General features: G+C 42.4%; 5 protein-coding genes. All 5 read right to left on the minus strand.

Annotation, left to right across the window (positions count from 1 at the left end):
* Positions 1-347 (minus strand): hypothetical protein (locus ACFIK0_RS09000; protein WP_375663861.1); only part of this gene is annotated, 347 nt, incomplete at its 3' end.
* An 84-nt stretch (positions 348-431) separates the two neighbouring features.
* A complete protein-coding gene (locus ACFIK0_RS09005) occupies positions 432-908 on the minus strand; it encodes a hypothetical protein (protein ID WP_375657659.1) in 477 nt (158 codons plus the stop codon).
* A 63-nt stretch (positions 909-971) separates the two neighbouring features.
* Positions 972-1100, minus strand: coding sequence for a hypothetical protein (locus ACFIK0_RS09010; RefSeq protein WP_375663862.1), 129 nt, complete (start codon positions 1098-1100; stop codon positions 972-974).
* Entirely contained in the window at positions 1088-1492 is a 405-nt protein-coding gene (locus ACFIK0_RS09015; RefSeq protein ID WP_375654221.1) for a hypothetical protein, read from the minus strand. The genes ACFIK0_RS09010 and ACFIK0_RS09015 overlap by 13 nt, the downstream gene beginning before the upstream one ends.
* Positions 1489-2769 (minus strand): filamentous hemagglutinin (locus tag ACFIK0_RS09020; protein ID WP_375663863.1); only part of this gene is annotated, 1281 nt, incomplete at its 5' end. The genes ACFIK0_RS09015 and ACFIK0_RS09020, both read right to left, overlap by 4 nt.

Genomic DNA, 2769 nt, shown 5'->3' on the forward strand with positions numbered 1-2769 from the left:
TTAGCATGCGCACCGTTGCTGATATCACTGGTGCTAATGCTTCCTGTGGTCAGGCTGTTTTTTTCTGCCGGCGCGGTACCAGCGATAATATCGGCTCCAACACCATGGATGCTGCCTTTGTGGGCTTGCATGTTGACAGCGCGTCCTGCTTCTATTGTTGTGCTCATCGCGATGAAAGCTTGAGAAGAAGCTTCTGCTTTCTTAAAGCCCACTGTCATACTGCCAGATGCGCCAGCCTCGGTCAAACCGCTTAACGTATCCTGTGGATTGCCCCACGACTTTGGCTTCAAAATACGCATCCCCCGTAATGAAACCTCACCTGCTCTATTGTCGACTATCTTAACCACCAAATTAAAAGTGCCCGTTGCGTGGATAAAGAAGGAGACAGCTTTGATCCTCTACTTCATTCGTGATTTTATCTAACGACCTTTTTAACGATGGGGAGGACGCTTTGGTGATCGCTTTTGTAAAGCTTTTTGCTTTTGCTGACGTTTTCTTTCATCCTCAAAATGCGTTAGTAAAGCGCGTTCCTGTTTCGTTTTGTTGGTCACACCAAAGGTGTCATTGTCCATCAATTGCTGATATCCAGCTAGCATCAAATTAGCTAAAAACGAGTCACTTTTCAGAGGTTGTACAAAATAGAGCCCTTTTGAATCTTGCAATTTATACCGGAAACCTGCTTTTTTCATGCACTCATAAACTGAGGCAAATTCACTCGCATACGAATTCATATCACTAGAAGAAGCATAAACCGGTTTCCAGCCACATTTTGATAAGGATTGTTGGATCATCGCTTTATCGACACCTGGTTTTTCCCATAATGCTAAAGTTGATGGAGGAGGTTGGTTAACACATCCAGCTGTATTTAAGAGAGCTATGCAACTCAATAGTTTTAAGATTTTCTTCATTATTCCCCTCTTTCAATGGATTTATTTACAATAAACAGCTCGGAAGCTTGTTGATATTTCCTGTCACCGCTGCTTAAAACAACGGTAAACAATATTGAGATGATTGGTTGAGAAAACAATCCCGCCGTTCCAAGCAAAGGCAAGGATGGCAGATTGTTGATCATCACCAATAGAAACACTTAAGGTTTGCATTCAGGTGCGTTTTTATATTTTTTACAAAAAGGGCTGTTTAAGCGCTTCTTGACACTGGGCCTCGGGATCACAGCGCCTGGACGACAAATGGGAAGGTTTTCGGCTTTAAAAGTATAACACCATCCACCCTCATGTTCATTTTCATAATGGAATCCTGATTGAACCATACACGCATGAATTGTTGCCCATGCATTGATACTAAGCTTTCTGCTTTCTGGATCGGTATAATAAGGTGTTGGCATTCCACATTCTAACAAGGCTTTTCCTACCTCTGTAAAATCTGCTCCTGGTTTCTTCCACGCTGCCACCTCTCCTAGAGGAGGTTTATCGATATTACATCCAGTTATAATTAACAAAGTTACAGTGCTTAATAATTTTAGAGTTTGTTTCATTTTTTACTCCGTGATTTACTTAAAGGAAATTGTTCACGATGAGATAAACCATAATCATATCTACATTGTGGACTCGCATCTCCAAGACAAGTATGGGAGCTTATGGGATTCATGATCACTCTCCACCATTCTTTCCACATGTTACTACCAGCAGGTATTGTCTCGTAGGTATAGCCATTGCCACCAATAATTCTGCTTACAAAGTCATATCTATTCCCATCAAAGCCAATAGTGGTTTGTTTGCCACCACTCACATAACCTAACAGACCGGATGCCGCCAAAACATTAGCCGCTGGTCCATAGAAACTGATCGTTGTATTGCCAGCTACATCATTTACACCTTCTTGTTTGAAAGAATTCATCATATTAAAGCCTGTCAAACTGCCACGACTATGGGCATCAAAATGCAATCCTGTGTTACCATAGCGAGACATTATATCTTTTGCTTCTTGTGTTGAATTGGTCAAACCCCAAAAGTTATTTTCCATAAACTTCTGATAGCCCGCGACCAGAAGTTCTGAGATAGCAGAATCGGCTTGAGGGAACACAACAAAATAAAGCGGTACATTTTTATTCTCCGCATGTTGCTCTGCATAAACAGCCGCCTCATAGGGTGGTGTAAAAATGCCATTGAGGGACACATGCACCTTGCCATCAGCACCTTCTTGCAAATGTTGCTTTTCTTCATCCGTTAAATAATGAAACTTAGGAATATTTTGTCCACGAGCATCTCTTATAGGTACCCCATTTGCATCTATTTCATAGATTGTATTGCCATTTTCATCACGGTCGACCACGGCGATGGGGTGCTCTTTGATAAACATGGTTTTATAGGAATCATCGCTGTATTTAAACCCCTCTTCTAAGAGTTGCGTTACCATTTCACGGTTTTCATGGACGATTTGTTCCAGCTTGCCTACATCGAGCTGTTGTACACCCTTATGGGCGCTAGCAGTATCCCGATTAAGGGAGGCGATGGCTTGCTCAACATCTTGCCCCGTCAACGCCTTCTGCCCTGCTTCATCAGTAATGACAATGGTGCCATTGCTGATAGCAGATTTGGTATATCCTTCCTCTAAATCTTTAGCTTTTGAATGATCTAAGACATTTTTAGCAATGTTTTTCCCGACACCATATTTGCCCTGATACATCGGACCACCCGCAGAAATGCTTAAACCTTGGCTGCTAGCTTGCGCATGCGCACTGTTGCTGATATCACTGGTGCTAATGCTTCCTGTGGTCAGGCTGTTTTTATCTGCCAGCGCGGTGCTTTCAAT

It is taken from the genome of Bartonella sp. CL63NXGY, assembly GCF_042194905.1.
Classification (GTDB): Bacteria; Pseudomonadota; Alphaproteobacteria; order Rhizobiales; family Rhizobiaceae; genus Bartonella.